Here is a 25,508-nt window from a genome sequence, read left to right as displayed (position 1 = left end):
CTCCGCTACTTGCTGAGCAGCCGGAAGTCGGCGATGCCCCGGAAGGCGTTGCCGTAGCCCTCGGTCGCGTACAAGGTCGGGCTGAGCGCGTCCGACCGGTAGCCGATGAGCGCCGGCTTGGTCACCAGCGGGATCATCTGGGCGTCGGCGTCGACGGCCTCGCACAGGCCGAGCAGCGCGTTGTCCCTTCCCTGTCCCTCGGTCTCGATGGCCTTGTCGATCGCGGCGTTGAGTTCGGGATTCGGTTCCATGAAGCCCACGTTGAATCCGGCCTGCTCCGGGTTCCACCACTTGCCGACCATGCTCGCGTCGGCGTATCCGGCGAACCAGGACAGCGCCGCATCGAACGTCGCGGGAACCTCGCCGTAGACCTTGCCTGCCCAGCTTCCCTCGTCGAGTTGCTCGATGGTCACGGTGATCCCGATCCGGCGCAGGTTCTGTTCGATCACCTGCGCGACGGAAGGTGCCGGAGGGGTGGAGTAGACGGCGAGCCCGAACGACAGGTTCTCGGCTCCAGCTTCCCTCAGCAGTTCCTTGGCCCGCTCCAGATCGGCTTCCGCGGAGGGTAGTCGCGCGGGATCGCAGGAGCCGGGAAGCCCCGCAGGGGTGACCGCGGTCGGCTCACCGAGTCCTCCCAGCGCCGAATCGGCCATCGCCTGCCGGTCGAGCGCGATGTTGATGGCCTGGCGCACGCGCGGGTCGTCGAATTTTCCGCCGCTCGCGTTGCTGTTGAGCATCAGGTAGTAGAAGTCCGTGGTCGCCTGTGTTCCCACGCTCGTGCCCCGCGCGCCAGCCAGCAGCCGGGGCGCGTCGACGTTGCCGAGCATCACCAGGTCGGCGCTGCCGTTCTGGAGCGCGGCCATTCTCGCCTGTTCCTGACCGGCGATGACCACGTTGACCGTGTCGGCGGCGGGTTTGCCTTCCGCCCAGTAGTCGTCCCTGCTCCGGAACCGCCACGAGACGTCCTGCCGGTGCGATTCGACGACGTAGGGCCCTGTCCCGAGCATGGTCGCGGCCGGGTCGAGCGAACCGTCCTCGATCTCCTTCATCGGCAGCACGGAGGCCGGTACGTTCGCGAGCGCGGCGAGCAGCGGAGCGTACGGTTTCGACAGTCGCACCGAGACGGTGTGATTGTCTATTGTGGATACTTCCTCGACAGGGCCGATCTGCGCCTTCCACACGCCTTCTCCTTCGAGCAGGCGGTTGAGGCTGCCCACGACGTCGTCGGCGGTCATGGGTCTGCCGTTGGAGAAGGTGACGCCCTCACGCAGGTGGAACACGTACTCGGTGGGGCTCGGCGTTTCCCAGCTCTCGGCGAGCAGCGGTTCGATCGAGAAATCCGGGCCGACCGTCACGAGTGGTTCGTAGACCAGCGACATGAGCTGCCACGCCGTGGCGACGTCGGCGAGCTGGGGGTCGAGCCCGGTCGCCGCTCCGTTGTCGACGGTCGTGTGCAGGTCGAGCGTGCCGCCCTCGGTCACCGACTCGTCGGCGACCGCGAGGTACCCGGGGGTCTCGGAGGACGCCGTCGTGTCGTCGAGCGGGACCGCCGAGCAGGCGGTGAGCATGGCAGCCGCCGTGACGGCACTGAACAGAATGGGGATCCGCATTGGACCTCAGCTTTCCGGCGGTGACGTGGCGTGCTGGCGGTACACAGCGCCGCGCTAGGATGCCGGAACGTTCCGACATGGGCAGAAATTAAACGGCCGTGAGCCTTCCCCGTCAACCCCTGTTTACCGATCATTGACCGATCTCGTTCGAGTAGCTAGCCTCCCACAGCAATGCCGGAACGTTCCGGCATCGGTCGTGTCCCCGATTCCTCGAAGGTGCAGGAGAGGCCGTGACGAACCGCCAGGAACCACACCCGCTCGCCCCGCTGACCGCGGACGAGATCACGGATGTGCGCAAGATCCTCGACACCGGTGGCGTGCTCGGCGAGACGACCCGGTTCTCCTACCTCGGTCTCGCCGAACCGGCGAAAGCCGACGTCGCCGCGTACGAGCGCGACGGCTCCCCCTGCGACCGGCTGGCCAGAGCCCTGCTGCTCGACGTCGCGACCGGAGCGGCACACGACGTGCTGGTCAGCCTGACCGAACGCGCGGTGCGCTCCAGTTCCGCGATCAGTGGAGAACACGGCCAGGTGCCGGTACTCGGCGAGGAACACGACGTGGTCCGCGAGATCATGGCCATCGACGAGGGCTGGCTCGCCGCGTTGCGCGAGCGCGGCATCACCGACCCTTCGCACGTCTATCTGGCCGCGCTCTCGGCGGGCCGGTTCGAGTCCATTCCGGACGGGGGACGACGGCTGGTCAGGGTACTCGCGCACTGGAAACCCAAACCGTCCACAATGGTCTGGGCTCATCCGCTCGACGGCCTCGTCGCCTACGTCGACCTCATCCGGCGCGAGGTCGTGGAGATCGTCGACACCGGCGCCGTGCCGATTCCGGCCGAATCGGGCGACTACGACGATCCCGCCGTCTCCGGCCCGCCGAGGACGACGCAGCGGCCCATCGAGATCAGCCAGCCGGAAGGCCCCAGTTTCACCCTCACCGACGGCGTGCTGGACTGGGAGAACTGGCGGGTTCGCCTCGGCTACGACATGCGAGAAGGGCTGGTTCTTCACCAGCTCGGCTTCACCGACGACGGCGAGCAGCGGCCCATCGTCTACCGGGCCTCGGTCGCCGAAATGGTGGTGCCCTACGCCGATCCAGGGCCGATCCGCTTCTGGCAGAACTACTTCGACACCGGCGAATACCAGCTCGGCAGGCTCGCCAATTCGCTGAAACTGGGCTGCGATTGCCTCGGCGAGATCACCTACGTCGACGCGATCGTCACCGACGGCGCGGGCGAACCGGTCACCCTCGCCAACGCGATCTGCATCCACGAAGAGGACGCCGGAGTGCTGTGGAAGCACACCGATCCCGCCAACGGCAGCAAGCAAACCCGCCGCCAGCGCAGGCTCGTGATTTCGTTCTTCGTCACCGTCGGCAACTACGATTACGGCTTCTACTGGTACCTCTACCTCGACGGCACGATCGAACTGGAGTGCAAGGCCACCGGGATCGTGTTCACGGCAGTCTACGACGAGCGGATCGCGCCCTACGCCTCACAGGTCGCGCCCGGCCTCGCCGCGCCCTACCACCAACACCTGTTCAACGTCCGGCTCGACATGGCCGTCGACGGCGACCTCAACGCCGTCGAGGAGGTCGAGGTCGCGCGGGTGCCGATGGGCGAGGACAACCCGTTCGGCAACGCCTTCACCAGATCGGCTCGCAGGCTCACCAGTGAAAAGCAGGCCCAGCGGCTCGCCGCTCCCGAACGGGGAAGGGTGTGGCACATCGTCAATCCGGAACGGCGCAACCGGCTTGGTGGCGAAACCGGCTACGTGCTCACCCCGCAGGGCCTTCCGACGCTGCTGGCCGACGAGCACTCCACCATCCATGGGAGAGCGGCGTTCGCGACCAAGCACCTGTGGGTCACGCGCTACGACGACAACGAGCGCTTCCCCGCCGGCGACCTGGTCAACCAGAGCCCGGAGGGGGCGGGACTGCCGAGGTTCACCGAGTCTGATCGCGACATCGACGGCGCCGATCTGGTCGTGTGGCACACCTTCGGGCTCACGCACTTTCCCCGGCTTGAGGACTGGCCGGTGATGCCGGTGGACCGCTGCGGCTTCACCCTCAAGCCCTCGGGTTTCTTCGACCGCAACCCCACGCTCGACGTGCCCGCCCCCTCCGGTGGGCAGCAAGGACACTGCCACGGCGGCGGAGCCTGAGGTGCACGAGTTCGCGCGCTACACCGCCGCGTCCACGGCCGACGAGATCGGGCTGGTACGGCGCAATCCCTTCGCGCTCGTGGTGAGCGCGAAGCCGGGCGAGGCTCCGGTCGGCACCCATGTTCCGGTGATTTTCCCGCACGGGCGGGCGATCCCGGATTCGTGGGACGAGGTGACGCTGCTTGGTCACCTGGCGCGCGTCAACCCGCAGTGGCGAGATTTCGCGGCGGCTTCCGAGGTGCTGCTGGTGTTCACGGGACCGGACGGCTACGTCTCGCCGACCGCCTACGGTTACACGCCGTCCGTGCCGACCTGGAACTACGCCGCGGTGCACCTCACCGGCACGGTGGAGCTGATCGAGTCCAGGGCGGCGACGCTCGACGTGGTGGAATCGACCGTGCTGGCGCTGGAGTCGGCGAGGGATCCGGCCTGGGACATGACCTCGTCGCGGGACCGGTTCGCCTCGCTCGTCGAGCACGTCGTGGCTTTCCGCTTCCGGGTGCGTGCCGCGCGCAGCGTCTTCAAGCTGAGCCAGGACATGCCTGCCGATGTCAGGGAAAGGGTCAGGGAGGACGTCGGCGAAACCGCACCGGCCGGTGCGGCGCTCGCCGAGTTGATGCACCGCTACGACCCGGACTGACGAGCGCTGATGAATTCGTCGGCGACCCACCGCGCGACGCCCTGCGGGTAGGGCGATGGCAGTCCGAGGACGATGTGCGGGAAACCGGCGGCGACCGCCTCGCCGATCGCGGCCCTTGTGGTGCCCGGGTCGCCGTAGTCGACGGGAAGGTAGGCCGAGCGCGTGATCGCCGAGGGATCACGGCCGATGTCGGCGCAGTAGCGGTCGAGCAGCGCACCGCGCTCGACCATGTCCTCGATGTCACCACCGGGGATGTTCCAGGCGTCGGCGTGCTCGGCGACCACGCGCAGGGTGGACTTCGCGCGGCCGCCGATGAGGATCGGCGGGCCCGGGCGCTGCACGGGTTTCGGGTTGCCGAACGCGCCGGTGAGCCGGATGTGCTTGCCGTGGAAGTCGAACGGCTCCTCATCCGTCCACAGTCGACGGATGACCGCGCAGGACTCGGCTAGGCGTTCGACGGCGTCCGCCGCGCCGAGGTAGGGAAGGCCGTGCGCCTCGTACTCGCGCCTCGCCTCCGGCAGGCTGGGCCGCGAGCCCGCGCCGATCCCGAAGTCGAGCCTGCCATCGGACACGATGTCGACGGTCGTGGCGATCTTGGCGAGCATCGCGGGCGGCCGGAACCGGTTGCTCGTCACCATGACGCCGAGGCGGATCCTGTTCGTGTACGCGGCCAGCGCCGAGAGCAACGTCCAGCCTTCGTGGATGGGGCCGTGGGGGTCGCCCGCGATCGGCAGCAGGTGGTCGAACAACCAGGCGTGCTCGATCTCCGGGATCTCGTCGGCTTCCCGCCAGACGCGCAGGATGTCGCCGTAGTCGACGCGCATGGGCGCGGTCATGATCCCGAAGCGAGGTGTCGCTGACATGGGTACACCGGTCTTTCCGTGGCTGTGTCATGATGAACAAACGGAACGCTGTCCCGTTTGACGATACGGAACAGTGTCCCGGTTAGCAAACCCCTGCGTCAGGAGGACTTCAGTGAGCGACGGCGCGAAACCGAAGAGGGCCGACGCGCGGCGCAACGAGGAGAACCTGCTCGACGCGGCCGCGGCACTGTTCGTGACGTCCGGCGTCGACGTACCCGTGCGGGCCATCGCGGCGAAAGCGGGGGTCGGCACGGCCACGATCTACCGTCACTTCCCGACGAGGGCCGACCTGATTATCGCCGTCTACCGGCACCAGGTCGAATCCTGTGCGGAAGCGGGCCCTGCCCTGCTGGCGAGCGGTCCGACCCCGCATGCCGCGCTGGGCAGGTGGATCGATCTCTTCGTCGACTTCCTGATCACCAAGCACGGGCTCGCGGCGGTACTACAGCCGGACAATCCCAGCTACGAGACGCTGCACGCCTACTTCATCGACCGCCTGCTGCCCGTGTGCGCCCAACTGCTCGACGCCGCGGCCGAAGCGGGCGAGATCCGTCCCGGCATCTCCGCCTACGCCCTCATGCGCGGCGTGGGAAACCTGTGCGTCGGCGCCGACCACGATCCCCGCTACGACGCACGCGCGCTGGCCGGACTGCTCGTCGCGGGCCTTCGCCGTGAGCAAGGATCCCGTTAGGCCGGGTCAGGCAGTCTGATCACGACCGGATCGAGTTCGATACCGGCCGGGTACTGGTCGCCGAACACCGCCCGCCCCTCCTCGGTGAGAAACGCCCGCAGCTCGGGTGCGCCGCCACGCAGGGTCGCCAGCGGCAACCGCCGGTCCCTGTCGGGCCAGTACTGGATGTCGATCACGCTGAGCACGCCGCCTTCGGCGGTGAACTCGACCCACGGGTCGGTGATCATGACGTAAAGCAGGTTGCCGTGACCGGCGATCCGCACGTCCCCTTTGAATTTCGCCACTCCGTTCGCGTACTCGGCGAACTCGAAGTGGAGCAGGCTCGGCCGCACGATGGAGGCGCCGTCGACCGCGGCGTGCCGCAGGTCGGGAAGCCGCGACACGTAGCTGATGAAGCTGCGCTTGAGTCCCCAGGTCAGCCCGGTCCCGTACTCGTCGCGGTCGCCGGTCTCGGTCACCGGAATCCTCCTCCTGCCCTGGTGCGCCCCGCCGCAGGTTACCCGGCCCTGACCCGCTCCGGCGCGGACCGTTCGCGCTTGGCGACGGCGGGAGCGAGTACGGCGGCCAGCGCGACGAACCCGAGCACCACGATCAGCGCGTTGCGAAGGCCGAATTCCTCTCCGAGGAAGCCCAGCACCGGCGGGCCGACGAGAAACGCGCAATAGCCCGCCGTCGCGACGAGCGACACCCGCGCGGCCGGGTTCTCGCCGGAATCGCCTGCCGCCGACAGCGCGACCGGAAATCCGAGTGAGGTGCCCAGTCCCCACAGCACCACGGCCGCGCCCGCGGCGACCTGATTGTCCACGAAGATCACCAGGGCCAGCCCGAGAGTTCCGGCGAGAGCGCTCGCCCTGACCACCGCCGCGCGACCGGCCCGTTCGAGGAAGAAGCCGCCGACGAAGCGGCCGACGGTCATCGAAGCCGCGAACACCGCGTAGATCGCGGAACCGAGCGCGGGAACGAAGCCGTGCCCGTCGACCATCACCAGCGGCAGCCAGTCGTTGGCCGTTCCCTCGGCCAATGCCATCGCCAGCACGATGACGCCGATGAGCGCGAGCCGCGAATCCCGCCACACGCCCGGTTTCGGCGATCCGGCTCGCTCCGCGCGCGAGCGCTTGGGCTGCTTGCCGACGCCCGAAGGCAGCCGCCCCGCCACGACGGCGAACGCGGAAAGGGCTACCACTCCCACGCCGAGCAGATGCCAGGCCACCGGGAAATCCGCGGCGGTGAACCCGATACCGAGCATGGCGCCGATCGTCGTGCCGAGACTGAAGAAACCGTGCATGGTGGGCAGCACGGCCCGCCCGATGATCCTCTCGACGTCGGCGCCCTCGATGTTCAGCGCGACCTCGCCGCCACCCATGCCCAGCCCGAAAAGGCACAATCCAGCGGCGACGAGCGGACTGCTCGCGAGCGCGCCCCCCAGACCGATCACCGGCATGCTGGCCACGACCCCGACCGTGCCCACGATGATCACCGGCCTGGCGCCGAATCGCGCCACCAGCGGCCCCGAGCCGAGGATGCCGGCCATCGAACCGACGGAAAGGCCGAACAACACCACGCCCATCTCGGCCGTCGAGGCACCGAGGAGGTCCCGGATCGACGGCGTCCGCGTCACCCACGACGCGATGGCCAGTCCTGGCAGGAAAAACAGCACGTACAGCGCCCTGCGGCGGCGCTGGGTCAGGCGATCCACGCCGTCCTCCCCTTCCCGACACGACAGCCAAGTACGTACAAATGTACACACTTATCGCGGACCGTTTGCCGGGGTCTCCGCGAACCTGACGCCGACCCACGCCCGGCTAGGATCGCCCGAGGGAGGCGAGTGAATGGCCGGAACGAGAAGGGTCGCCAACGACCCGCTGCGCAAGGAACGCATCCTCGACGCGGCTCGTGACGTCATCGCCGAGCGCGGTGTGCACGCCACCACCCACCGCCGGATCGCCGAAGCCGCCGACGTTCCGCTCGGATCGCTCACCTACCACTTCGAAGGGCTCGAAGCGATACTCGAACAGACCTTCGCCCGGCTTTCCGAGTCGATGTCGGTGCGCTACCGCGCGGCAATGGAGGCGGCGAGCGACCGGAGGGAGGCGTGCGCGGCCGTCACCGATCTCATCTGCGGTCCCGAATACGCCACCCCGCGAGAAGTCGTGCTCCTTTTCGAGATGTACGCCTACGCCAACCACAACGCCGCCGTCGCCGAGACGGCGCGGCAGTGGATGTTCCGCAGCAGGGAAAACCTCGCCGCGCATTTCCCCGAGCGAACGAGACTCGCGCTCGACGCGCTCGTCGAGGGCTGGACCATGCACCAGGCTTTCGAGCGCGCCCCGCTGGAGCGGGACATGGTCATGGCGACCGTGACGGCGATCGCCGAGCACGTGTCCTGACCCGGCGGGAAAGCTCAGAGAAAGGCTGCCGTGCTTCCGCCGAGCGGCATCTCGGGCAGTTCAAGTTTGCGGTGATCCCACGACCGGCACCGCTGCACGTCGATCCGCACGGCGAGTCGTTTGCGGAGCATGAACTCCACCATCGGCCGGACCTCTTCGGTGTAGGGGCCGGTGTAGCGCTCCCACACGTTCACTCCGACCGCCCACAGCGCGCCGGGGTCGTCGACGATCGTGGCGCGCCCCTCCAGGGCGACCCCGCGCAAGGCGTCGTAGGTGTGCCCCGTCTCGACCATCACGGTGACCCTGTCGTCCCTGCGGATGTTCACCGCTTTCTGCGATTTGGCCTTGGTCTCGAACCACATCACGCCGTCGATCAGCGCGTACCACATCGCCACGAGGTGGGGCTGCCCCGAAGGGGACACGGTCGCCAGCGTCGCGATCCGTTGTTCGGTCAGGAAATTCGTGATCTCGTCGGCGGACATCACGATTTCTTCTCGCTGGTTCACTCCCATGCGAGCCACCTTCGCCACTCGGTTGCCATCTCGGTGAGACACGGTCCAAAATGAGACTATGTCTCACAGTGAAGCTGAGACCCCGTCCGTCCGCAAGAGGCGGGCGACGAAAGCCCGGATCGCCGCCACCGCCGCACGGCTCGCGGGCGAGCACGGCCTTTCCCGCACCACGGTGAACCGGATCGCCTCGGAGGCCGAGGTGGCCCGCGCGACGTTTTTCCGTTACTACGAAACCAAAGAAAGCGCGGTCGCCGACGGCGTCACCGCGCCCTGGCTGACGCTGGTGACCGAGGCGATCGCCAGGCAGCCCGCACGGTTGTCACCGAAAGACGCGCTCGTGGCCGCCTTCGCCGAACTCGCGGATCAGTTTCCCGCGCACGGTGACCGGATCAGCGAACTGGCGAGACTCAACCGCCGCTCCCCCGCACTCGACGCGTGGACGGCGCAAACCTACCTGCGCTACGAGAAGGCCATCACCGAACAACTCACCCCGCGCTTCGCGAAGCTCACCGAGCACGACCCACGACCCCGGTTGCTCGCCGCGCTGACCATGGCCGCGATCCGGATCTCACTCGACGAGTGGATCGCTCACGGCGGCAGGCTGCCCGAACTCGTCCACGGCGCCCTCACCGCGATCACCGTCGACCCAAACTAGGCGGCACCTTTCGCGTGCGCCCGCGCGCTCGGCGAAAGGCGGCCGACGATGGCGGGCGCTTGCCCGATGAGCGAATCGTCGGTGAGTGCTTCCGTCATGAACAGCGCGAAATCCACCCGCCGCGTCAGGTTGCTCGCGAGAACCGGGTCGCCGACGTGACGGCTCCACACCGGTAGCCCCTGGCTTTCTCCCTCTTCGAGGTCGCTTCCCCTGACCACGGTCCATCTGCGGTCGCTGGCGAAGATCCGCCCGCACGCCTCGACCTGGTCGTCGATGTCGACGGCACGCACGAGACGAGCCAGCGGGGTGACGATGCGGATCGTCGTCCTGAGCCGCCACGAGTAGCGGTCCTCACCGTCCATGCTGATGTGCCAGCCGCAGGAGAACACAAGGCGCGCACCGGGTTCGGCGAAATCGAGCACCGCCTGCGCGGTGCCGGACGAGTACTGCCTGACACCCCACGGGACCAAAATGGACAGAACGGCGTCGCATCCGGCGACCGCCTTCCTGACGACGTCCCTGTCGTTCGTGGGCCCAGGCACGATCGTGATCCGGTCGGCGAACGCGGCCAGCTTCGGCACGCTGCGCTCGCGACACACCCCGACGACCTCGTAACCACGGTCCAGCGCCTGCCTGACCAGGTACTGCCCGAGTTTGCCCGAGGCGCCGACGATGCAGACCTTCCGGATCGCGTCCGTGCTCATGTCCCGCTCCCGACTCTCGTGTCGTCAACCGGCTTACAGCGTAAGTCACGGTACGCTTACACTGTAAGTCCGTCAACCGGCGAGAGGAGAACCGATGCGCGAACCCGGCAAGCGTGCGGCGAAGCGAGCGCCGCTCAACCGGGACCGGGTCGTCACCGCCGCGATCACGCTGGCCGACGAGAAGGGCGAGACCGGAATCAGCATGCGCGCCATCGCGGCGCGGCTCGGCGTCGAGGCGATGTCGCTCTACAACCACGTGTCGGGCAGAGAGGACATGCTGGACGGGATGGTCGACGCGGTGTTCGCCGAGATCGACCTGCCCGCGCCGGCCGAGGAGTGGAAACAGGCCATGCGCGAGCGCGCCGTCTCCTCACGCGCGGCTCTGCGGCGCCATCCGTGGGCCGTCGGCCTGATGGATTCCCGCCGCACGCCGGGCCCCGCGACCTTGCGCCATCACGACGCGGTCATCGGTGTGCTGCGCGCCGGCGGGTTCTCCGTCGCCATGACCGCACACGCCTTCTCGGCCATCGACAGTTACCTCTACGGTTTCGTGCTCCAGGAGCTGAGCCTGCCGTTCACCGGCCCCGGCGAACTCGGCGACGTCGCCGAGGGCATCCAGCGCGCGCTTCCGGAGGGCACCCACCCGCATCTGCTGGAACTCATGACCGAGCATGCCCTGCTTCCCGGCTACTCCTACGCCGACGAGTTCGAGTTCGGCCTCTCCCTCATCCTCGACGCGCTACGTCCCGACGAGGTCTGAACAGCCCTTGCCAGGCCATGCTCCGCGAGAGGAAACTCGACCGGAGCGTCGCAGCGAACCGCATTGGGAGGCCAGCCCGTCGTGACGGCTCAGCCGAGCACCGTGTCCGACCTGATCACCGTTCACCGCCTCACCCATCCGATGCCCATCATGCTGGCCTGCTACGGCGTGTGGGGCGCGTGCTTCGCGGCGATCGTGACGGACGTCGACTGGCTGCTCGCGATTCCCGCCCTCGTCGCCAACATGTTGTTCTTCGCCGCGGGCCTCGCGCTCAACACCGTCGCCGACGCCGAGTCGGACAAGTTCCACGGTGAGAAGCGAAGCCTGGCCTTCGCGGTAGGCCGCATCTCGCCGAGGAACACGCTCTACTGGGCGATCGGCGAGATCCTGTGTGGTCTCGGGCTCGTGGTCGTGATCTCCGTGCTCACCGGCCGCTGGCAGGTCCTCGCCTGCGCGCTGGCCATCGTCGCGGCACACCTCGCCTACAATCTGCGCCCGTTACGCCTGAAGCACAGGGGCTGGCCGGGCTCCGTCGTGTTCGGACTCGGCACCACCACCCTGCCGGTCCTGCTGTCGTATGCGGCCGTCGCCGCTCACCTCGACACCCTGGTCGCCGTCATTGCCGCGGGGCTGGGGATCATGTGCACCGGCCGGACCGCGTGGTGGTCGGTGCCGGATCTCGACGGTGATCGCAAGGCAGGGGACGGAACTCCCGCGGTACGCCACGGTGCCGCGCGGACCACCGGCACCGCGAGCGCCACGATGGCGGTGGGGGTCGCCGTCGTGGCGAGCGGCCTCAGCGCGCTGCTCGGTTTCGGTCTCGCCGCGGTGGCGGTGGCAATGCACGTCGTCGTGCTCGCGATCGCGATCGCACCGCTGACCGGAGCCCGGATTCCCTTGGCTTCCTGGGCAGGCAAGCGAGTTCTGCTGTTCGTCACGCTGGGCGAGCTGAGCCTCGCGCTGGTTCCGCTCGCCGCCGCGTGAACCGGCGCCCCGAAGGGAGTCTCCCCTCGGGGCGCCGCCACTGTCCTAGGTGTCCGAGGCACCGGCGCGACGGCGAGCCAGCAGCGTCAACGCGACACCTCCGACGAGCAAGGACAATCCCGCGTAGACCGGCCACGCGCCCATGCCGGTCTGGGCGAGGCCGTTCGCTCCAGCCTGCGGCCGGAACTGCACCGAGGGCACAAGGTTGTTGCCTGACCCACCACCGGCGCCGATGCCGCCGGTGTTGCCGCCGTTGCCGCCGGGCAATTGCGCGCACTCCGCTCCGAGTGTCAGCGAGACCGGGTCGAGTTCGGTACCAGCCGTGTAGAAGCCCGCGAACGCCTCGTCACTGGCCAGCGTCGCCGCGATGTCCTCGATCGCCAGCGCCCCGCCCTCGTCGCGCACCTCGGCTCCGGCGAGGTCGAGCTCGGCCAGTGCGACGCCCGGCAGGTTCACCGACTCGCTCGGGGCGCCTTCCTCTGCCCGCAGTTCGACGTCGGCGCGCAGTGTTCCGGTGCCGCCTTCGACGACGACCTCCGGGTCACCGAGCACGAAGGTGAAGAAGTGCGAAGGGTAGGCGAAGGTGACCGTGCCCCGGTAGCTCACGGTGAACTCGTCGGCGGAGCGGTAGTCGGCTGAGCCGAACGCGAAGCGGTAGGCACCGGTGGGAACCCCGGCAGGGTTCGGCGTGCCGTCACGGACGACCTCGTCGATGTCGGTGATCACGGCACCGTCGCCTGCGGTGATGCTGTTACCCCGCGCGCCGCCGATCCCGACCCCGACGTAGTTGCGGAAGCTCTTCTTCAGTCCCCACACCAGGTCTCCCTTGGCCGCGTCGTCCGGCGTCAGCACACAGGACGGCGCTGGGTCGTCCTTGTCGCCGTCCCCGTTGCCGTCTCCGTCGCCGGGCCCGGGTACGTCCGGTGTGGACGCGAACGCCAGCGGAGTCGTGGTGTCCCACGTGGTGTCCCGCGACTCCCACGCGAAGGTGTGCACGGAAAACGGGGTGTCCTTCGCTGTCCTGGAAACCCCGTCGGTGCCGGTGTAGGCCGCCTTCACGGTCGTGGTGACCGTCCAGGTTCCGTCGTCGGCGACCGGGATCTCGCGATCCAGCAGGTAGGCGCCGCCCGCACCGGGGTCCTTGAGCCCGTCGAGGCCGGGGCCGACCCGCAGGCGGTACCCCTTGCCGTCATTGCCATCGTGCGCGAAATTGGTGCCCTTGATGGTCACCTCGGCGCCATCGGGGTCGAGACCCTTCGACGGCGTCACCGTGACGGCGGGCTCTCCCTGCGGTGGCGGTTCGCTGTCCGGCACGGCGAAGGTCAGCGCGCCCGCGTCGAGTTCGGCGCCCGGCTCGTAGAAGCCCGCGAACGCCGCCGCGCCTTCCTCGGTCAGCACGGCCGAGGAGATCGTGGCGGCCACGGTGCCCCCCTCGGCGGCGGGGGCGCCTTCGAAGGTCAGGTCGGCGAAGACGACCTCGGTCGGCTCCTGTACCTGTTCGGGGTTGTCCCGCGTGCCGTAGAACGCGTAGCTGACCGTCCCCGACAGCGTGCCGGTGCCATCGCCTTCGAAGGTGACCGCGGGTTCGGCGAAGGTGAAGTCCCAGATGAAGTGCGCGGGCATCGAGAAACTCACCGCCCCGCCGAACTCCACGGTGCCCGTACCTGTCGCGGGGTCGAATGTGGACGCTTCCTCCGGCCACACGTACGGCTTCGGCGCCGGCAGTTCCGGGTCGGGATCCAGCACGGCACCTCCCGAAGGGGTGATCGTTCCGCCGAAGGCGTTCATGTAGTTGCGCCACGATTGCTTGATACCCCAGTGCAGACCGGAGGTCTCGTCACCGCCGGTGTCCTGCGCGGCGGCGGGTCCGGCCGCGAGCGCCGTGCCGGCGAGCAGGCTCAGCGTCGCCGCGGCGGCACCCAGTCTTCGTAAAGTCGCACTTCTCGACACTTCAGTTCCCTTCGTTTTCTCTTGTCCCCCGCCGCGATCGCACGACGATCGCGACCGCGGCGACAACCAGCAGGATCGCTCCCCCGACGAGCACGGCGATCAGCAGCGCGTTTCCCTTCTCCCCTGTTTCCTGCGCCCTCGGCTCCGGAGCGGCCTGCGACGTGGAGGGCGCCTGCACGGGCGAGGCACGCACGCTCAGTTCGACCGATATCTCCACAGTGGACTGTTCACCGGCGAAGACGAGCCGGTGCTCCCCCGCCTCGGTGTCGCGCGGGATCGTCGCCGTGTAGCTGAATTTCCCGTCCTCTCCCGCTCGCGCCTGAGGCAGGCTGACCGGTTCCGAGTGCAGCGTCACCGCAACGTTCTCGCCGGGGCGGAATCCGGTTCCGGTCACCTCGACGTCCTCACCCGCCGTCGTTTCGGTGTTCTCGGCCTTCACGACGGGTTTCGCCGGAGGCTTCACCGAGGTGGTTTCGGACCGCTCGCTCGACGGCTCGGGTTCAGGCGCGGCTTGCCCTGGCGCGGCGAAGTCGATAGGCGTGAACGTCTCGTTGTCCGGACTGACGACACCGTGCGCGCCGATGGTGATGACGCCGCACCGCACTTGCGTGCAGTCGACCTGCGTCGTGTTTCCCGCCCTGTCGACGGCGGGGAACCTGGCACCCGGGATCACCAGTTGCGTCGCCCAGGTCCCGTCCGCCGCCACGACACCGTTGGCGCTGTCCCCGGTGTCACTGCCCGGAAAGGCGAGATAGCGCTGGAATCCGTTGTTGTTCTTGCTCTCGGAGTCCTGGACGTACTTGTAGGTGCTGCCCGCCGCCCCTCCCTGACTCGGCTGCCAGCCTCCGGCCGGGTCGGAGACCCAGCCGAAGAGCACGTAGACGCCCCCGTGCCCACCTTGGACCGACTGGAAGCCGCTTCCGCGCACATCGACGACGGTGGCGTAGTCGGGATCGGCTGTGCCGGGCGAAACGTGCACCGTCGCACCGGCGGCGTGCGCGGTCGCGGTCGGCGCGGCGGCGGCCGCCGCGAGAAGCAGCGCGAGCACCGCGGCCCTTCCGCGACCGCGATGAGAAGACTTGTTCATGGACTTTTCCTGTTCATTCCCGGTACGGCAGGACGATGGGTTTTCCGGTACGTGGATGGCTGATCACCTCGACGGGATGCTGGTAGACCTCGCTCAGCAGTCCCGGCTCGCACACCTGTCCCGGCGGGCCGACAGCGGCGAGCCCGCCGGAGGAGAGCACGGCGACGCGGTCGGCGTGCGCAGCGGCGAGACCGAGATCGTGCAGTACCACCAGCACCCCGGCTCCCGCTTCGGCGCGGGCGCGCGCGAGCGTGAGTACCTGTTCCTGATGACGGAGATCCATCGCGGCGGTTGGCTCGTCGAGCAACAGCAAGCCCGCCGACTGCGCGAGCACGCGGGCCAGTGCCGTGCGTGCCTGCTCGCCGCCCGACAGCGTCGGGTGGATCCGCTCGGTGAAGCCGGTGAGCCCGGTGTCGGCCAGCGCGGCTGCCACGGCCCTTTCGTCGTCGTCCTCGGCCGGCGTGCCCTCCCACGGCGCGCGGCCCATCTCGACCACCGCCCGCACGGTGAACGGGAACGAAACGGGATTGTGCTGGGGCAGCACCGATCTGCGCCGCGCGAGTTCCACTGTGGACCACGCTTTCGCCGGCCTTCCGTGGATCGCGACCCTCCCTGATGAGGGCGGGGTGTCACCGGCGAGCACACCGAGCAAGGTCGACTTGCCCGCGCCGTTGGGTCCGACCAGCGCGAGCACCTCACCCGCGTGCACGGTAAGGGAAACACCGTCGAGCAGCCGGGTCCCTCCCGCGGTCACCACGACGGCGGTCGCCTCGGCGAGCGGGTCGCCCGCCGTCGCCGGTACTGGAACATGCGAATCGGCACGCGCGAGGATTCTCACGTCCAGCCCCCTTCCCTGCGCCGCGTGCGCAACAGGAGCCAGAAGAAGAACGGGCCGCCGACCAGGGCGGTGAGCATGCCGATGGGCAGGTCCGCGTAGTCGAAAGCGTTGCGTGCCAGCAGATCGGCTGCCACGAGCAGCAGCGCGCCGCCGAGCAGGCTCGCGGGAATCAGCACCCGGTGGCCTGGCCCGGTGATCATCCGGATCAGGTGGGGAACGACGAGCCCGACGAAACCGATGATGCCGGAGTAGGACACGGCGGCCGACACAGCGACGGCGACCACCACGATCGTCACCAGCCGCAGCACCTCGACGTCGACGCCGAGGTGGCGTGCCTGACGGTCGCCGAGCGCGAGCAGGTCGAGCCGTTTCGCCAGCAGCAGCGACACGATCGCGCACACCGCGACCAACGGCGCGATCGTCGCGACGTAGACCCAGCGGCTGCCCGCGAGTGAGCCGAGTTGCCAGAACACGATCTGTTCCCGCGCCGCCTGATCCCCCGCGAAGACGAGGAAGGAAATCGCGGCACCGGCGACCGCGTTGACGGCCACCCCGGTGAGGATCATCGTCACGACACCGGCCTTGCCTTTCGAACGGGCCAGTACGTACACGGCAAGCGTCGTGGCGAGGCCGGTGCAGAACGCCAGCGCCGGGGTGGTGAACGAACCGAGGAACGTCCAGCCGAACACAATGGACAGACATGCCCCGACGGCCGCGCCTGAGGAGACACCGACGACTCCCGGTTCGGCGAGCGGGTTGCCGAAACAGCCCTGCATCAGCGCGCCGCACACGCCGAGCACTCCACCGACGAGCAGTGCGAGCACGACGCGGGGGAAACGCACGTCCCACAGCGCGGCCTCGGCGAACGGGTCGCCAGGCCCGGCGAGCACGTCGATCCCGACGCGGTCGAGCACGGAGCCGACGACCTGCGACACTGGGATGCCGAACTGCCCTACCGCGGCGGAAACCACGCTCACGACGACGAGCCCGGCGACGAGGACGGTGAACAGCACCACGACCCGGACCGGACGGCGGCGCGCGGGCGCGACGGTATCGGCTCCCGATGTCGCGGGAGGACTCGCGGTGGCGGTCATCCCGCCGCCTTGAGGGAGTCCGGCGCGTAGAGCGCCCTGGCGAGCGCGTCGAGCACGGACGAGGACAGTGGCCCGAAACTGAGGATCTGGTAGTCGTTCATGTCGACGAAGCGACGGTGCTGTCCGGCGGGAGTCTGTGCCACGCCGGGGATTCCGGCCGCGCCATCGGCGCCGCCTACCGATTCGAGTCCGCCCGTCATCAGCAGGATGACGTCGGGTTTGGCCTTTGCCAGTGCCTCGGGGTTGATCGGGCGCATGCCGTTGACGCCGACCTCGCTCGCCACGTCGACCGCGCCCAGCGCGGAGATGAGCGCGTCGGCGCCGGATCCCTTGCCGAACATGTGATACACCCCGGCGGTGCCCCGTACGTACAGAAAGACGACGCGGGGCCTGCGGGTCTCGTCGCCGGGTGCGAGTGCCGCGATCTCCGCCCGCTTCGCCTCGACCTCGCGGTCGAGCCGGTCGGCGAGTTCGGTACCCGCTTCCGGAACGCCGAGCGCACCGGCGACCGCACGCACGATGTCACCGTTGTTGTCCAGGGTGCGCCGCGGAGTCACCACGACGACCGGGATTCCGGCGTCGCGCAGTTGCAGTACGACACTCCACGGGCCGAGCGTCGTGTCGGTGAGTACGACGCTCGGCCGCAACTTCAGGACCGCCTCGGAGTTGAGCTGGTGACCGTTGCTCGTGACGAGCGGAAGGTCGCGCGCGGCGGGAAAGCCCGTCGAGGAATCCCTTCCGACGACGCGGTCTCCGAGGCCGAGGCCGAACACGGTCGCGGCGAGAGTGCCGGAGCGATCCAGCGCGAGGACCCTGCTGGCGTCGTCGACCGTGACCTGGGTGCCCTGGTGATCGGTGACGGTCACGGGCAGCCGGGGCCGCGGCGCGGGTTCGACGGGCACGATGTCGGGCTGGGCCACGATCGCGGTGGAAGGCCCCTCGTACGAGCGAGGATCGGCGACCGGGGTGAGTTCGGAAAGCGGAGTCTGGTCGGCGTTTCCCTCGGGGACTCGCGCGGCCCGCGTTGGCTGCGGCGCGCTCCCGCATCCCGCGAGCACCAGCACGACACTCGCCAGTGCGACCCCCGCGGCGAACCGCCGCGATCTTGCCCGTATGAACACTTAGGTGAGGCTAACCAACTTCACCCGATTGAGTAAGTTAGCCTAACCTTCTTTACAGATTCGTTACTTGGCGACTGCCCGCCGAGATCCGCGCTCAGGACGGCGAGATCCGCATTCGCGCCACCGAGATCCGCATCCAGAACGGCGAGATCCGCATCGGCGCGCGAGATCGGCGTTCGTACGCGCGAAATCCGCTTCCGTGCGCCCGAGATCCGCGTTCGCGCGAGCGAGGACGGCGCCGAGGACACGAGTCCGGTGGCGAAACCGCGTCGATGCCGACGGGAGCCGACCGCCGCCCTTGCTCCCGCGACGCGTGCACACGGCAACCCGCCCACAGGCCCGAACCCGCAACTCACCGGCCCGAGCGCGCAACTCGCGAGCCCGAGTGCAGAACTCACCGGCGTGGGCGCGGAACTCGCGGTCCTGAACGCGGGACTCGCGCACGAACGCGGGACTCGCGGGCTTGGGCCGGATACTCGGTTGCGGCCCGGCGCGTCACTCAGCATCGTGATCCCGATGAACGAGACACCAGAACGCTGGAGCAAGGCCAGTGTCTACCCGGACATGTGGGCCGACCCCGCCGAGGACCCCCGCAACACGGGCAACGTCAGCCCGGACGGCGAACTCGCGACGCTGCTGGACTACATCAACGATTACCGGCTGACCCTGCGTTTGAAGTGCGAGGGGCTGGATCCGGCACAACTGGCACTGCGGTCGGTTCCGCCCTCGACCATGTCGCTACTGGGCATCGTCCGCCACCTCGCGGAGGTCGAGCGGGACTGGCGTAGCTGGGTCAAGCCGGACGAGCGGGAACCGAAACTCTACGGAGCGGGTGACGCCGCCTTCGAGGAAGCGAGCGCCGAGCAAGCACTCGTTGCTGCCGCTTTCGCTGATCTGGCCAGGGAACAGGAGGCGACCGACGCGCTGCTCGCCGAATATCCGGATCTCGGCGAGCGGGTCGGCAAGATCGGTATCGCCGTCCGAGAACTGTGGGTTCACCGCGTCGAGGAGTACGCGCGCCACTGCGGGCACGCCGACCTGCTGCGCGAACGGATCGACGGACGGGTCGGTCAATAGCGACTCATCCGGTCAGGAATCGAGAAGCAGCGGGCACGCGATCACGCCTAACGTCGGGTCATGACCGCAACCGGTGACGCGCCCTTCGCGAGCGCGAACGCCGTGCCACGACAAAGGGGGCTGTCCTGATGTGCAACCACCACCTTCCCGGCATGGTCGCCGCGCTCGTCGAAGCCGAACGGCGAACCCGCACCGCCGACCGCACCGAAGCCGGATTCCTTGAAGGGGACGAGGAAAACCGGCTCCACGAGCCCGTCGCCGAGGCCAGGCCGGTCGCGACCGAAGCGAAGAGCTGACCGCTCACCGGTCGCTCCGGCGCGGGAGCGACCTGTGGCGCATGCTTCGCGAAACAGTGGTTCTCAGCGAGGGAGCACGGTCGCGGGCAGCCCTTCGGCGTCCACGGCGCTCACCCTGGCCCCGCGCGCCCGCGAGCTCGTCAGCTCTCCCAGTTCGACGCTGAGAAACCGCCCCTGGTCACTCACCCGTCGTCCGTCGGGAAGTACGACGTCGATCCGCTCGACCCCGGGGGAACCCGCGGCAACGAGCCGGTCGTTGTCGTCGAACCACCACACGACCGCGTTCAGTCCGGCCGAAAAGTCGAACGGAATCACCAGGCTCTCGTCTCCGGTGGTCAGCAGCACGCTGTCCGTGGTCGCCGAAATGGCGTCCACCGAGGCCGTCTCTCCGCTCGGCAGTGTTCCGCTCCACCATTCGGTCATGGCGAACAGGTGCGGGATGGCCAGCGTGAATTCCGAGCGATCGGAACAGGCGAGCCGGGAAACCATGCGCAATTCGGCCGCGCCGAGATCGGCGACGTCGCGCACCGGCCGGTCCTCCGCCGAGTGCTTGCCTTCGGCGTCGAGTGGCCGCAAGTAAGAATGGAGACTCGTGCCCACATTGCTCTGTCGTGGCCGCAAAAGGTGGAATCGCACACCGTTGTCGTGATGCTCGGCGAGCACCTTGGCCCCGCAACGGTCGGCGCCGAGCGCGGGGATCGCGGCCGTGATCCCGTTCTCCACACTGACTTTCTCCCAGCGCACCTCATCGCCGGTGAGCACGGCCGCCTCGACGCGCGAGTTCCGCGCGCGGGTCTCGATCCAGGCGCCGTCGCCGAGAACGGCCGACGAGGGGTCGGCGCCTGCCCCTCCCTCCCGCGCGACGCCACCGAGCTGCTCGACCCACTGGATCTCGCCGGTCTCGGCGCCGCGTTCATACGCCGCGCCGAGACCGGTCTCGTCGATCAGCACCGCGATCTCGCGGTCTCCCGACCCGGCGGCGTGCAACACGGTGACCTCGCCTCGGGGGCGCTCCGCGGCGGGAAGGGCCCGCCACCGCTCGACCGCCTCGCCGAACAGGTCCGTGTCCTCCCCGAGTGTGTTGACCACCGTGGCGCCGACCTCGATCGGATTCGGGTCTCGCTCGCGGGAATCCATGATCAACCAGGTCGCCGCGCTGCCACCGACGAGACCGGCGACCACCGCGATGACGATCATTCGACGACGAAGGAAATCCCCCACAAATCCGGCACATTAACAGAATCCGGCCGCTTCGGACCCGGTTCGCGCGATTTCCCCGCCCGTCACCGTGACGCGGCATCGATGACGAAATCGCGCGGCAGAGCGCCGGTGGCGCCGGGGTCCTCCATCATCGGGGTGTGGCCGACGCCGTCGAGGATCTCGATCCGGGCGCCGGGTACGCGACGGTAGTCCTTGGCCGAGGACGGCCGCCAGCGTTGGTCCGCTGAGCCGAAGAGCACCAGAGTCGGCAGGGCGAGAGCGGCGAGCCGGTCGGGGATGGCCCGGTGCTCAAGGTAGGCGGTGGAGCCCTCGTCGGTCGCGGTGAGACTCCGGTAGGTCATGACCCTGACGTCGGCGACGATCCGCTCGGGGACGTCGATGTCGCGGGTGAACGCGGTGCTCAGCGCGTCGCGGAGCGCTCCGTCGGTGCGCAACCGCCAGATCAGCTCCCCCACCACCGGCGTCGTCATCAGCCGCCCCGCGAGACTGTCATCGAGGAACGCGTCCATGCGCGGGCCGGTGTCGATCAGCGAGACAGCCGAGACGAGGTCGCCGCGCTGCTCGGCGAGCGACGTCGCGACGGCACCGCCGGTGGAATGCCCGGCCACGACGGCCTCGCGCACCCCGAGGTGATCGAGCACGGCAGCCACCCTGCCCGCGTGCTCGGCGATGCCGTACCCCTCGGCCGGTTTGGCGGAGCCACCGTGCCCGAGCAGATCGATCCGCACCACCCCGCAGGTCCCGCAGAGCGGGCAGAACGGGTTCCCACCACGCCATCGAACCGGCAAGGCCGTGCAGAAGCACGACCGTTGGCGCGTCGGATGGCCCGTCTCGCGCGACGCGGATGTCCCCTCCCGCGAGCCGCACGATGTCCGCACCGGAGGCTTCGGCCGTCTCGGTACGCACCAGCACCGTGTTGCCGGCGACGAGGACCACCAGCACCGCCAGGACGGCCAGCGCGATCCGCCGCTTCCCGCTCCACGCCCGCCTGCCACGCGCACGGCTGGTGGTGGTGCGATCGCGTGGGGTGACGGTCTCGTTCATGTCGTTCATGGCTTTTCCTCCGGCCGGTTCGGTGACGTCGTCACCGTGCCGACACCGCGCCGGAGGCGTATTGAAGAAATGTCACGGCCCGCTCGTACAGTCGAGGAGTGCGCCCCTCCGGCCGGACAACCGGCCCCGCCACGCGCTGGGAAATCGCGCGGCCCTCGCGAACGAGCCCGCTGCCGGGAGTCGACATGGCCGGATTTCGCATCGACGAACCGGCCAGCCTGCGAGCCATTCCCCATCCAGCCGTGACCGTGGCCTTCGAATTCGCAGGCCGCTCCTTCGACATCGATGCCGAAGGAAGCCCCGGTTCGATGCGATCGGCCGCCATCGCGGCTGGACTCGCGTTCGGTGCCTTCCAGGTGCGCGCCGGCGGAGTCGAATGTGTACAGATCCGGCTTTCCCCGCCGGTCGCCCTTTCCGTGCTCGGACTCCCGCTCGCCGAGTTGCGCGACAACGTCATTCCGCTCGACGACCTGTGGGGCCGCGACGCTCCTCGCCTGCGGGACCGGTTGCATCATGCGCGGACCTGGCACGAGCGCTTCGCGCTGATCGAGGCCGAACTGTCACGAAGGCTAAGCGCCGGAACAACGGCCGACCCCGAGGTGGCGTGGACCTGGCGGCAGATCGTCGCCAGTCGTGGCAAGACCCAGGTCGGCGACCTCGCGGCCAGAACCGGCTGGAGCCGCCAGCGCCTGTGGTCACGCTTCGCCGCCCAGTTCGGCCTGAGCCCGAAACGTGCGGCCATGCTGGTCCGGTTCGATCACGCCGTGCACCGCCTCGTCGACGGGCACGCACCCGCGCGGGTGGCGGCCGAGGGCGGCTACGCCGATCAATCCCACCTCCACCACGACATCCGCGCCTTCGCGGGGACAACCCCTTCCCTCGCCGAGGCTGAACCGTGGCTGACAGCCGACGAACGGGCCTGGCCGGAACCTCGATAGCCGGGGCGGCTACCGGCTCGCTGGCTCGCCCGCGCGGGCACGGCGGAGCAATCCGGCGCCGTGCCAGGCGATCACGTACGCGGCGAGCCCGATGGCGATACCCGCGCTCGCCCCCGCGAGCACCGCCCGCACCGGGTACTCGATCTCGCCGGTCAGTTCCAGGCCGGGCAGCCCGACGGTGAGCAGGTCGACGACGGCCCCTGCCACGGCCGCCACCGCCAGTACGGCGAACGCGGCTCGCCGCGCCCCGCCGGAAAGGCCGTCGGGCACGGCGCCGGGCGTGGTCCTTCGCCACCAGCGCCGCACCCACCACGCCAGGTACGCGGCACCCGCCACCGTGCTGATGTATTGCAGGATCCGGTTCACCCGCATACCGGCGACCTCGGTGGAACGCAGCACGGTGAGGTCGCCGTGGGTCACCGCGTCCCAGACGACATGCGTCGTCGCGCCGATGGCGGCCGAGAGCAGGACCCAGAACAGAAACCGGGGCGACACCCACGCCCTCGGCGAGGGCGGGGCCGCGAACCTGCCAGCGAACGACGGGGGCGCCAGGCTCAGCAACGGCCGCCGGAGCACCGCGTACCAGGCCAGCAGCATGGCGAGGGTGAGCAACGGACCCACCCACAGCACGGCGGGAAACGAATGAGTGAGCGTCGCGTTGAAGTCGCCGGAGAGTTCCAGCGCCAGCCGGTTCAGCGGCCAGAGATACAGCACGTCCGGGGCGATCGCGCCCGCGACGAGAGCCGACACCACCAGCGGCCCGCGCGCGAGCGGAACCACGGCGGCGGGATGGACCAGCGTGAACGGCACGGCGTGACGCTATCCGACGACGCGGATCCCCCGGCACGGCTGCCCCTGCCCCATGACCGAAGGCACCGAAGGCGCAGCGCACGGCGGAAACCCTGCGGCTCGTCGGCTGGGACCGGCGGCGCGAACGTTGGTGTCCACCGGCCCCGCGCCGGTGGACACCAACGAGCCACGGCTACCGGTGCGTCCTTCCCCGGAACGCGAGCAGTCCGCCGCCGGTCAGCACGGCCGCTCCCGCGCCGGCGATGAGGATCCAGCCCCATGCGGGTAGACCTTTTTCCTCCACCCGCGCGGTCCTGACCACGTCGTCCCGTTGCGCTCCCGCGCCCTGCTTGCCACCGGACTCGGTGACGGGACCCTCGGGAAGCCCTTCGGCGCTGACGTAGTCGGGTGCTTCGACGGCCTCGCCGCCCTTGCTCACCGACAGGCGCACCGGCATGGTCTCGTTGCTCTCACCGGGATCGCTCTCCAGCGTGATGTAGTACCAGCCCGCGACGGCGGGATAACCGTCCTCCCTGTTGTTGTAGAGCACACGGGTCATCTCGACCGGATCACCCGAGTTCTGTTCGTCGTGCAGGGTGAGTTCGGACGTGGCGCTCTCCGAAGTCCGCTTGCGCAAGGAACTGCGCAACGACGTGTCCACCGTGATCACGTCATCGATTCCCCGGCTGTCCACATTGGTCTGCACGGCGAGCGATTCACCCCAGTCGAGTTCGACCTTGTAGGTCGCCATCTCGCCGAGCGCCATCTCGTCGGTGTAGACCCCGCTGCCGGGAAGTTCGACGGCGTCGTTGAAGCTGCCGCCTCCGGTCACCCCCTGCTCGGGCCCGGAAGGCTCTTCGAACGGCACGAACGTCGAGTTCGCCGCCGGTCCCGTATCGCCGTCGACCGGAGGCTCCAGCGTCACCATCAGTTCCATGTCATAGGTCCAGAACTTGGTGTCGTCCGGCCCTTCCCGTTCGACCGAGAAGTACAGTTCGTCCTTCGCCGCGCACGAACCAGCGTTCTCCTCGGCGTTCCACGAGATCGTGGAGGTCAGGTGCGCCTGCCACATTGCCGCGATGTCGAAGGTCTCGTCGCAGTTCTTCCGCGCGGGGTCGAACAGTCGCGTGTAGAGCCTCGGAACGCCCGCGTCGCTCTCGTCACCGGGGATGATGGCCGTCGCCGCGACATGAGCGGTGTAGCCCTCCGGCACGGACAGCGAGTAATACTTGGTCTGCCCCGCGTCGATGGTGTCGACGTACTGGCCTGCCGTGATCGCGGGCGCGCCGGGGAAGTCCTCGGTTCCGGTGATGGGTGTTCCCTGCGCTTCGTAGGTGCGCTGGGCGCGGTTGACCACCTGGGGAAGTTGTTCCTCCAGTTCACCGGCGTCCGTGGCGTCGGTGTAGCTGCCTCCGGTCGCGTCGGCGAGGCAGGTGAGTTGCGACCGTGCCTCGTCGTCGACCTGGAAACCGACCGCGTGCACGGACAGTTCGACGCCTTCGGCGTCCAGTTCCTCCGCGACCTCGCACGGGTCGGGTGGCGCGCAGGTGTCGATGCCGTCGGAGATCAACACGACGGCTCGTGGTCCTTCGTCGGGCAGTTCGTCGGCAGCCGCGCGCAACGCGGCGCCGATCGGCGTGTACCCCGACGGTTCGATCCCGTCGATCGTCTGGGAGAGCGCTTGCTTGTCGACAGGACCGACCGGCTCGGCAGTGACGATGTCCTCGCAGCCTGCCGCCTTTTCCTCAGGGCTCTCACCAGTCTGGCTGCCGTAGACCTGCAACCCGAGTCGCGCTTCGGCATCGAGCCCATCGACAAGTCCGGTCAGCGCGGTCTTCGCCGAGTCCATTCTGGTTCCGCCCTCAGGCATGGCCTGCGCCATCGACCCCGACGCGTCGAGCGTCACCATCACCGGCGCGAGTTGTTCCGTCGTCTCCTGCGCCGAGGCAGGCGGCCCCGCGCCCACCGCGGCGAGCGCCGCGCACAGCAGACCGACTCCGATCGGTGCGCCGCGATGCTTCCCCCACTTGCTCACGAGAGCCTCCTGTTCGCCGTTCCGAGACAACTGACCCG

The 25,508-nt window shown here is 68.9% G+C and carries 25 protein-coding genes; 10 read left to right on the top strand and 15 right to left on the bottom strand.

What is annotated here, in order from left to right:
• Nucleotides 1–5: 5 nt before the first annotated feature.
• Entirely contained in the window at nt 6–1,610 is a 1,605-nt protein-coding gene (locus BAY61_RS12010) for an ABC transporter substrate-binding protein (RefSeq protein ID WP_091797106.1), read from the bottom strand.
• 230 nt (nt 1,611–1,840) lie between these two features.
• Here BAY61_RS12010 and BAY61_RS12005 point away from each other — a divergent pair, with 230 nt between their 5' ends.
• Nucleotides 1,841–3,775, top strand: coding sequence for a primary-amine oxidase (locus BAY61_RS12005; protein ID WP_091797104.1), 1,935 nt, complete (start codon nt 1,841–1,843; stop codon nt 3,773–3,775).
• 1 nt (nt 3,776) lies between these two features.
• The gene (locus tag BAY61_RS12000; protein ID WP_170140027.1) at nt 3,777–4,415 is read left to right on the top strand and encodes an FMN-binding negative transcriptional regulator; all 639 of its coding nucleotides are present in this window, start codon (nt 3,777–3,779) and stop codon (nt 4,413–4,415) included.
• Here BAY61_RS12000 and BAY61_RS11995 read toward each other — a convergent pair.
• The gene (locus BAY61_RS11995) at nt 4,400–5,278 is read right to left on the bottom strand and encodes an LLM class flavin-dependent oxidoreductase (RefSeq protein WP_091797099.1); all 879 of its coding nucleotides are present in this window, start codon (nt 5,276–5,278) and stop codon (nt 4,400–4,402) included. The two genes, BAY61_RS12000 and BAY61_RS11995, sit on opposite strands and share 16 nt — an antisense overlap.
• 112 nt (nt 5,279–5,390) lie before the next feature.
• On the opposite strand from BAY61_RS11995, the gene BAY61_RS11990 reads away from it, so the two are divergent.
• Nucleotides 5,391–5,969: a TetR/AcrR family transcriptional regulator gene (locus BAY61_RS11990; RefSeq protein ID WP_091797097.1), complete on the top strand. Its 579-nt coding sequence runs from the start codon at nt 5,391–5,393 to the stop codon at nt 5,967–5,969.
• On the opposite strand, the gene BAY61_RS11985 is transcribed toward BAY61_RS11990, so the two are convergent.
• Nucleotides 5,966–6,427, bottom strand: a complete 462-nt coding sequence (locus BAY61_RS11985; protein ID WP_091797095.1) for an HtaA domain-containing protein — start codon at nt 6,425–6,427, stop codon at nt 5,966–5,968. The genes BAY61_RS11990 and BAY61_RS11985 overlap by 4 nt on opposite strands.
• 38 nt (nt 6,428–6,465) lie before the next feature.
• Nucleotides 6,466–7,665: an MFS transporter gene (locus tag BAY61_RS11980; protein WP_091797093.1), complete on the bottom strand. Its 1,200-nt coding sequence runs from the start codon at nt 7,663–7,665 to the stop codon at nt 6,466–6,468.
• 133 nt (nt 7,666–7,798) lie between these two features.
• Between BAY61_RS11980 and BAY61_RS11975 the strand changes: the two genes are divergently transcribed.
• Nucleotides 7,799–8,356, top strand: a complete 558-nt coding sequence (locus BAY61_RS11975; RefSeq protein ID WP_091797092.1) for a TetR/AcrR family transcriptional regulator — start codon at nt 7,799–7,801, stop codon at nt 8,354–8,356.
• Between the two features lie 14 nt (nt 8,357–8,370).
• On the opposite strand, the gene BAY61_RS11970 is transcribed toward BAY61_RS11975, so the two are convergent.
• Nucleotides 8,371–8,868: a pyridoxamine 5'-phosphate oxidase family protein gene (locus BAY61_RS11970; RefSeq protein WP_091797090.1), complete on the bottom strand. Its 498-nt coding sequence runs from the start codon at nt 8,866–8,868 to the stop codon at nt 8,371–8,373.
• Between the two features lie 58 nt (nt 8,869–8,926).
• On the opposite strand from BAY61_RS11970, the gene BAY61_RS11965 reads away from it, so the two are divergent.
• On the top strand, nt 8,927–9,523 hold the full coding sequence (locus tag BAY61_RS11965) for a TetR family transcriptional regulator (protein ID WP_091797087.1): 597 nt from the start codon (nt 8,927–8,929) through the stop codon (nt 9,521–9,523).
• On the opposite strand, the gene BAY61_RS11960 is transcribed toward BAY61_RS11965, so the two are convergent.
• Nucleotides 9,520–10,227, bottom strand: coding sequence for an NAD(P)-dependent oxidoreductase (locus BAY61_RS11960; RefSeq protein WP_091797085.1), 708 nt, complete (start codon nt 10,225–10,227; stop codon nt 9,520–9,522). The genes BAY61_RS11965 and BAY61_RS11960 overlap by 4 nt on opposite strands.
• A gap of 94 nt (nt 10,228–10,321) precedes the next feature.
• Here BAY61_RS11960 and BAY61_RS11955 point away from each other — a divergent pair, with 94 nt between their 5' ends.
• Nucleotides 10,322–10,987 (top strand): TetR/AcrR family transcriptional regulator C-terminal domain-containing protein, encoded by a 666-nt coding sequence (locus tag BAY61_RS11955; RefSeq protein ID WP_091797083.1) that lies wholly within the window; start codon nt 10,322–10,324, stop codon nt 10,985–10,987.
• A gap of 81 nt (nt 10,988–11,068) precedes the next feature.
• Entirely contained in the window at nt 11,069–11,971 is a 903-nt protein-coding gene (locus BAY61_RS11950; protein ID WP_143021318.1) for a UbiA prenyltransferase family protein, read from the top strand.
• A gap of 45 nt (nt 11,972–12,016) precedes the next feature.
• Here the strand turns inward: BAY61_RS11950 and BAY61_RS11945 are convergent, their stop codons facing one another.
• From BAY61_RS11945 to BAY61_RS11930, 5 genes are read right to left on the bottom strand one after another with little or no spacing between them, the layout of a single operon-like run.
• Entirely contained in the window at nt 12,017–13,921 is a 1,905-nt protein-coding gene (locus BAY61_RS11945) for an HtaA domain-containing protein (RefSeq protein WP_091797079.1), read from the bottom strand.
• Nucleotide 13,922: 1 nt separating this feature from the next.
• The gene (locus tag BAY61_RS11940; protein ID WP_245866017.1) at nt 13,923–15,008 is read right to left on the bottom strand and encodes a hypothetical protein; all 1,086 of its coding nucleotides are present in this window, start codon (nt 15,006–15,008) and stop codon (nt 13,923–13,925) included.
• A 13-nt stretch (nt 15,009–15,021) separates the two neighbouring features.
• The gene (locus tag BAY61_RS33340) at nt 15,022–15,846 is read right to left on the bottom strand and encodes a heme ABC transporter ATP-binding protein (protein WP_245866015.1); all 825 of its coding nucleotides are present in this window, start codon (nt 15,844–15,846) and stop codon (nt 15,022–15,024) included.
• Complete coding sequence (locus BAY61_RS33335; RefSeq protein WP_211323439.1) at nt 15,843–16,940, bottom strand: FecCD family ABC transporter permease; 1,098 nt, start codon at nt 16,938–16,940, stop codon at nt 15,843–15,845. The genes BAY61_RS33340 and BAY61_RS33335 overlap by 4 nt, the downstream gene beginning before the upstream one ends.
• Complete coding sequence (locus BAY61_RS11930; RefSeq protein ID WP_170140028.1) at nt 16,937–18,061, bottom strand: heme/hemin ABC transporter substrate-binding protein; 1,125 nt, start codon at nt 18,059–18,061, stop codon at nt 16,937–16,939. The genes BAY61_RS33335 and BAY61_RS11930 overlap by 4 nt, the downstream gene beginning before the upstream one ends.
• Nucleotides 18,062–18,577: 516 nt before the next feature.
• Here BAY61_RS11930 and BAY61_RS11925 point away from each other — a divergent pair.
• Both BAY61_RS11925 and BAY61_RS32840 read left to right on the top strand, forming a co-directional pair.
• On the top strand, nt 18,578–19,138 hold the full coding sequence (locus BAY61_RS11925) for a DinB family protein (protein WP_176879500.1): 561 nt from the start codon (nt 18,578–18,580) through the stop codon (nt 19,136–19,138).
• Nucleotides 19,139–19,266: 128 nt separating this feature from the next.
• The gene (locus tag BAY61_RS32840; RefSeq protein WP_170140029.1) at nt 19,267–19,434 is read left to right on the top strand and encodes a hypothetical protein; all 168 of its coding nucleotides are present in this window, start codon (nt 19,267–19,269) and stop codon (nt 19,432–19,434) included.
• A gap of 63 nt (nt 19,435–19,497) precedes the next feature.
• Here BAY61_RS32840 and BAY61_RS11920 read toward each other — a convergent pair whose 3' ends face one another.
• A complete protein-coding gene (locus tag BAY61_RS11920) occupies nt 19,498–20,631 on the bottom strand; it encodes a hypothetical protein (RefSeq protein ID WP_091797077.1) in 1,134 nt (377 codons plus the stop codon).
• Between the two features lie 86 nt (nt 20,632–20,717).
• Nucleotides 20,718–21,386: an alpha/beta fold hydrolase gene (locus tag BAY61_RS11915; protein ID WP_211323440.1), complete on the bottom strand. Its 669-nt coding sequence runs from the start codon at nt 21,384–21,386 to the stop codon at nt 20,718–20,720.
• A gap of 420 nt (nt 21,387–21,806) precedes the next feature.
• Between BAY61_RS11915 and BAY61_RS11910 the strand changes: the two genes are divergently transcribed.
• Nucleotides 21,807–22,646, top strand: a complete 840-nt coding sequence (locus BAY61_RS11910; RefSeq protein ID WP_245866012.1) for a helix-turn-helix domain-containing protein — start codon at nt 21,807–21,809, stop codon at nt 22,644–22,646.
• Between the two features lie 9 nt (nt 22,647–22,655).
• On the opposite strand, the gene BAY61_RS11905 is transcribed toward BAY61_RS11910, so the two are convergent.
• Nucleotides 22,656–23,456, bottom strand: a complete 801-nt coding sequence (locus tag BAY61_RS11905; protein ID WP_091797073.1) for a DUF4184 family protein — start codon at nt 23,454–23,456, stop codon at nt 22,656–22,658.
• A gap of 172 nt (nt 23,457–23,628) precedes the next feature.
• Nucleotides 23,629–25,470: a vWA domain-containing protein gene (locus tag BAY61_RS11900; RefSeq protein WP_091797071.1), complete on the bottom strand. Its 1,842-nt coding sequence runs from the start codon at nt 25,468–25,470 to the stop codon at nt 23,629–23,631.
• Nucleotides 25,471–25,508 lie beyond the last annotated feature (38 nt).

This window comes from Prauserella marina (genome assembly GCF_002240355.1).
Classification (GTDB): Bacteria; Actinomycetota; Actinomycetes; order Mycobacteriales; family Pseudonocardiaceae; genus Prauserella_A; species Prauserella_A marina.
Note: the sequence above shows the minus strand (reverse complement) of the source record. Positions and strands in the feature narration are given on the sequence as shown.